The organism is Candidatus Electronema sp. TJ (genome assembly GCF_048287355.1).
Taxonomy (GTDB): domain Bacteria; phylum Desulfobacterota; class Desulfobulbia; order Desulfobulbales; family Desulfobulbaceae; genus Electronema.
Genome location: NZ_JBLWEP010000147.1, coordinates 1 through 5521, shown reverse-complemented (window position 1 = coordinate 5521; position 5521 = coordinate 1). Strand labels below are relative to the sequence as shown.

Below are 5521 nucleotides of genomic sequence, written 5' to 3'. Positions count from 1 at the left end.
TTAAATCGTCCCGATTCACACTTAAATCGGCTTGATTTCAATTTAAACCGGGGCAATTTAAACTTAAATCGCCATGATTCACACTTAAATCAGCCTGATTCACACTTGAATCGCTCTGATTTCAATTTAAATCGTTCCAATTCAAATTTAAATCACGACGATTTAAGCGTGAATTGCCCTGATTCAAATGTAAATCGGGCTGATTTAAGTGTGAATCATGGCGATTTAAGTTTAAATTGCCCCGGTTTAAACGTGAATCGTCTTGATTTAAATGTGAAACGTCCTGATTGAAGCGGCAAACAGCGCGTTGCGGGCGACGAAAAACGCAAACAAACTGATGTCTTGTTCAAACCCGGCCAGTTTTGTCCGCAACGGCCAAGCGGACAGCATTGGAGCCGCATGATGCGCCGCAAAACCGCCTTGTTCCGGCATTGCTTGCCCGTTGTTCATCCATGACGCATGACTATAGCAAACATCCTCCGCGCTGTCCACTGTTGCGGCGGCGCAGATGGCAGGAATCAGCAGGAATTCTTGGAAAGGAGAGGAGAAGGAAAGGCAGGAGGGAGAGCGGCTGCCTGGCCTGAGCAGCGGAACCTGTCAGGCCAAGGCGGGAAAGGCTGCGCGGCTGTCAGCCGCCGCAGTAATACAGGGCGTAATACCAGTAAAGCCCCATGATCCAGTAGCCGTAATAATTGGGATGCAGGCTGTCGTAGTTGTAGCCGCTGTTCCAATACGGCGCAATGGCCGCGTTCTGGTCGCTCAGGCACATCTGCGGTGTCATGTTGACAAATTGCCTGATGTATCTGTTGGTCGTGCCCACTCTTTTCCAGTCCCAGCCATAGCGGGTGTCTGGAGTGATCGTGCCGACCACCGGTTTCGCGCCCCAGAGCAGGGCTTTATAGGCCACATAATACACATTGTAGGCCACTGTGAGCGGATCAATGTACAGCAGGCTGAGATCATTGGTGCCTTCCATGATCAGCGCGTGCCTTGGCCGGGTCGCGGCCATCACGCTGTCAATCCGGTTCACGCCTTGGAAAACCACATATTCGCCGGACACGCCGTAGTTGTAGACTTTCCTTCCAAGCCCTTCCCAATCGAGGAAATACTGAAGAAAGGGCTGATAGCCGCCGCAGCCGACGCAGCCGTTGCCGTTTTTCAGGTACGGGTAGCCTGCGGTGATGCTGTCGCCGAAAGCGACAATCTGTCCGCTGCTTTTCTTTTTCTTGGACTTGCCGCTTGCCGGTGCCGCAAGCAGCAGCAGGCCCAGAAACACTGCCGCCGCTTTGATCCACAACGAAGAACTCCTCATTTGCCGCCTCCTGTCTGCTGAAATGACACGAACTGCTCGGACACGGACTGAATTTCCCAGTCCAGCCCGGCAAAAAAAGCCCCCGTCAGCCATTGTCCGGCCTGTTCCGGGAACGGTTCCACTTTGCTTCTCTTGCTTATGAAGGCGGCGGCATCTTCAGCGGAACTCGGCTCGCCTGATGCTGTCCATTTGCCGCCGCGCAGCTCGGCAAGATAGCGGACATACAGTCCCTGCTCCTTGTTGATGCCGAACCAGGACACCCAGAGGGGGTCTTTTCCTTTGCCCAGGCCAAGAATCGGGGTGATGTCCGGGGTCTGATTTGCCGCATGCGCCCGCATCGGCTCGTTCCAGCCTCCGCCAAGCCAGCTGCTGATGAAGATGTCGGCCATTTGGCCGCCAGTCACGCCAGACCAGGCAATCCACGGCACATCTTGCGGATCAATCAGAATGGCCGGGGCGTAGCTCCGCTCTTTTTCTCCGCCGTTTCTCAGCACCCGGCCTGTTTCTGTCTTGCCGCCGCGCAGCACAGCATAACGGAGAATATTTTCATCCTCTTTCTGCTCGGTCCACACCATCCAGACCGCGCCTTTCCGGTCAGCAGCAATAACCGGGGTGAAATGCCGCCCAGATGCAACTGCCAGCTCCTTCGGCTCGTCCCATTTTCCTCCGTTTTTAGCGGCATAATGCAGGGTCGTGCGCTGATCAGGCTGCGGTTTGGCCCAAACAGCATAGGATGGCGGATTTTCAGCTGAGGAAGGGAAGGGCAGAAACAGAAAAATGGCCGCCAGAGCGGCGGACACTGCAAAAAGACGCATGGTTTTTCTTTCTTGTGGAAATGCCTCTGCAAGGTTTCTCCTGTCAGAGTACAAGGCCGGAGGTGAAAAGACAACAGGTTTTCAATCGCCCGGCTTGGACGCGCCGCATAATCAGAAAGATGCGCACCGCCTCGCCTCATCTGCGCGGCAGGTGAAGAAGAACTTGCCTGCGACCGCTGCCAAAGGTATAATTCCGCCTGAAACATAACCACGCTGTGGCCGTGTCAGCCATTTTTTTCTCTGTTCTTCTTTTTCCACAGTCAGCTCAAGGCTTGGAGGCTCTTCTATGTCCCAAATGACCGATGAACGCGTGGGGTCGCGGCTCCCTCACGCGGAAGACCTTTCCCTGCTGCATGAAGTCAGCATGAAAACAGCAGGAGTTTCACGTCTGGAGATGTGCATTCAGTGCGGCAGCTGCGGTGGCTCCTGTCCTTCTGAAATGGACATGGACCATACGCCGCGCACGCTGTTCGCCATGCTGCGGGCAGGGATGCGCGACGAGGTTTTGCAAAGCAACACGCCGTGGATCTGCGTTTCCTGCTATCATTGCGTGGTGCGCTGCCCGCAGAATGTGCATATCACGGACGTGATGTACACCCTGAAGGCCATGGCCATCCGTGAAAAGAAATACCGCGACGCGGCCGCGCCCAATTTTGCCGAAACCTTTGTGGAAATGGTGGAAAAATATGGCCGCAGCTATGAGTTTGGCCTGGCCACCCGGCATTATCTCAAACATGCGCCGCTGCGCATGGTGAGCATGGCGGCATTAGGCTTGGGCATGTTGAAGAAGGGGCGGATGAGCATGAAACCCAGAACGATCAAAGGAATGGATGAGCTGACGGCCATTCTCAACAAAGCCAAGGAAATGGAGCTGGCCTCATGAGCACCTACACCTTTTATCCGGGCTGCGCCATGGAGAGCAATGCCAAGGCGTATTACACCTCGCTGATGGAGATTGCCAAGCCGCTGGGCATCAATTTGCAGGAAATTGAGGACTGGAACTGCTGCGGGGCCACCGAATATGTGGGAATGAACTTGATTCCTGCCTATTCGCTGATTGCCCGCAACTTGGCCTTGGCCGCCAAGATGGGCAACAAGACCGTCTGTTCCGCCTGCTCAGCCTGTTATCTCAATTTAGCCAAGGCTGATTATTATATGGCCGAACGTCCCTCGCTGGGCGAGAAAGTCAATGCGGCTTTGGCCGCAGGCGGCTTGCATTATCAGCCAGGAGCCTTGGATGTCCGTCATTTTTTGGACATCCTCATCAACGATGTTGGTTTGGACAAATTAAGAGCGAAAGTCGTCAGGCCGCTGAAAGGACTTCGCGTGGCTCCGTACATGGGCTGCATGATTCCCCGGCCAGATTACTCCAACCGCTGGTCAGATGCGGAGCATCCTGTGGAATTGGAAGAGGTGCTGCGGGCGATTGGCGCGGAAGTGGTGGATTTTTCCGGCGCGGCCACCTGCTGCGGCGGGCATATGACGCAGATTGGGCCGGAAACCGCCTATGAGCTGATCCGCCGCCTGATTTCCTCAGCGGAACGCTCGCAGGCGGACATCATGGTCACTGTCTGCCCGATGTGCCAGATGAACGTGGATGCTTACCAAAGCGAGACCAACCGGCACTTTGGCACGAACTATGCAATGCCCATCGTCTTTTTCACTCAATTGGTCGGTCTGGCCTTAGGTTTCTCCCCGGACAAGCTTGGTTTCGGCACAGAAATCACCAGCACGGAAAAAGCCTTGGCCCGGATCGGCATGGATGTCCCTGAGTCCGCAGCAGATGGCAGGCCGCGCAAAGCGGAAGGGCTGTCCATGCCGTCCTGCATGAGGAAGAATGTCAAAGGCAACGTGCAGCACACAGCAAAGGAGGCAGCATGAGCGCGGGAAACGGCAAGCCGAAAGTCGGAGTGTATGTCTGCCATTGCGGCACAAACATCGCCCATACTGTGGATGTGGAGCAGGTGCGCGACTGGGCGGCAGAGAAGCTGGGGGAAGAGGGCGTTGTCATTGCCCGTGATTATAAATTCATGTGTTCCAGTCCTGGTCAGGAGCTGATTGAGAAGGACATCAAAGAGCTGGGCTTGGAACGGGTTGTGGTTGCGGCCTGCTCGCCCCATTTGCACGAGATGACCTTCCGCAATGCAGGCAAACGGGCTGGATTGAATCCGTATCTGACCGAACTGGCCTCCATTCGCGAGCAAGTTTCGTGGGTGCACATCGATAAAGCTGCGGCTACAGAAAAAGCAAAGATGGTTGTGGCCGGAGCTGTGGAGCGGGTGGTTGAAAATCAGCCGCTGGAGGAAATCAAGGTGCCGATTCATCCCGACACCTTGGTGGTTGGCGGCGGCATTGCTGGCATTCAGGCTGCTTTGGAGATCGCCAACGCTGGTTTCAAGGTCTATCTGGTAGAGCGGGAGCCGTCTATTGGCGGTCACATGTCTCAGTTCGACAAAACCTTCCCCACTTTGGACTGCGCGGCCTGCATTCTCACCCCGCGCATGTTTGAAACCGGGATGCACCCGAACATCGAGCTGCTGACCTGGAGTGAAGTGACCCATGTGGCTGGTTATGTGGGCAACTTCACGGTGACGATCAAGAAAAAGCCGCGCCATGTCAAAGAAGAGCTGTGCACCGGCTGCCGCATCTGCGTGGAAAAATGCCCGAAAAAGGTGATTGATGAGGTGTACGAGGCTGGAATCGGCTATCGCAAGGCAATCTATACCAGTTCCGCCCAGGCTGTGCCCAAGTTCCCAGTCATTGACACCGCCAGCTGCAATTTCTTCCAGAAAGGCACCTGCAAAGTCTGTGAAAAATCCTGCCCGACCAACGCCATTGACTACGAGCAGAAGGATGAATTCTTGACCGTGGCTGTGGGCAACATCATCTTGGCCACTGGCTATGATTTGTTTGATGCCCGCCGGGTGAGCAACTACGGTTACGGTCGGCTGGCCAACGTTTTCACCAGCATCGAGTTTGAACGCATGTGCAACGCCGCCGGGCCAACCTCCGGCAAGATTGTTCTGCGCGATGGGCAGACGACACCAAAGACCGTGGGCATCATCCACTGCGTCGGCTCGCGCGACCGCAACTACAACAACTACTGCTCAAGCATCTGCTGCATGCAGAGCCTCAAGTTTGCCCATCTTGTCAAGGAGCGGACTGGCGCGACAGTCTATGATTTCTATATAGACATGCGCACGCCGATGAAATCCTATGACGAATTTTATCAGCGGGTCTTGGAGGAGGGCACCTTGTTCGTGCGCGGCAAGGTTGCTCAGGTGACTGATGCCGCCCGCAACGCGCAGGAAGAAGGCAAACTGATTATTCAGGTGGAAGACACCTTGATCGGCAAGCAGCGGCGCATTCCTGTGGACATGGTGCTGCTTTCCAT

The 5521-nt window shown here is 55.1% G+C and carries 6 protein-coding genes and 1 pseudogene; 4 read left to right on the top strand and 3 right to left on the bottom strand.

All coding sequences use genetic code 11. The features are described from left to right. Window positions 1-291, top strand: a pseudogene (locus tag ACNKID_RS10015) (hypothetical protein); the annotation flags it as partial. Here the strand turns inward: ACNKID_RS10015 and ACNKID_RS10010 are convergent. From ACNKID_RS10010 to ACNKID_RS10000, 3 genes are all read right to left on the bottom strand, one after another. Continuing rightward, entirely contained in the window at window positions 268-492 is a 225-nt protein-coding gene (locus tag ACNKID_RS10010; protein ID WP_417913289.1) for a hypothetical protein, read from the bottom strand. The pseudogene ACNKID_RS10015 and the gene ACNKID_RS10010 overlap by 24 nt on opposite strands. A 136-nt stretch (window positions 493-628) precedes the next feature. After that, window positions 629-1312, bottom strand: coding sequence for an SGNH/GDSL hydrolase family protein (locus tag ACNKID_RS10005; RefSeq protein WP_417913288.1), 684 nt, complete (start codon window positions 1310-1312; stop codon window positions 629-631). Then, on the bottom strand, window positions 1309-2127 hold the full coding sequence (locus ACNKID_RS10000) for a hypothetical protein (RefSeq protein WP_417913287.1): 819 nt from the start codon (window positions 2125-2127) through the stop codon (window positions 1309-1311). Before ACNKID_RS10000 ends, ACNKID_RS10005 begins: the two co-directional genes overlap by 4 nt. A gap of 364 nt (window positions 2128-2491) precedes the next feature. On the opposite strand from ACNKID_RS10000, the gene ACNKID_RS09995 reads away from it, so the two are divergent. The 3 genes from ACNKID_RS09995 to ACNKID_RS09985 all read left to right on the top strand — a co-directional run. Further along, window positions 2492-3010: a 4Fe-4S dicluster domain-containing protein gene (locus ACNKID_RS09995; RefSeq protein ID WP_417913286.1), complete on the top strand. Its 519-nt coding sequence runs from the start codon at window positions 2492-2494 to the stop codon at window positions 3008-3010. Beyond that, complete coding sequence (locus ACNKID_RS09990) at window positions 3007-4008, top strand: CoB--CoM heterodisulfide reductase iron-sulfur subunit B family protein (RefSeq protein ID WP_417913285.1); 1002 nt, start codon at window positions 3007-3009, stop codon at window positions 4006-4008. The genes ACNKID_RS09995 and ACNKID_RS09990 overlap by 4 nt, the downstream gene beginning before the upstream one ends. Further along, window positions 4005-5521: FAD-dependent oxidoreductase (locus tag ACNKID_RS09985; protein WP_417913284.1), on the top strand; the 1517-nt coding region annotated here is incomplete at its 3' end. The genes ACNKID_RS09990 and ACNKID_RS09985, both read left to right, overlap by 4 nt.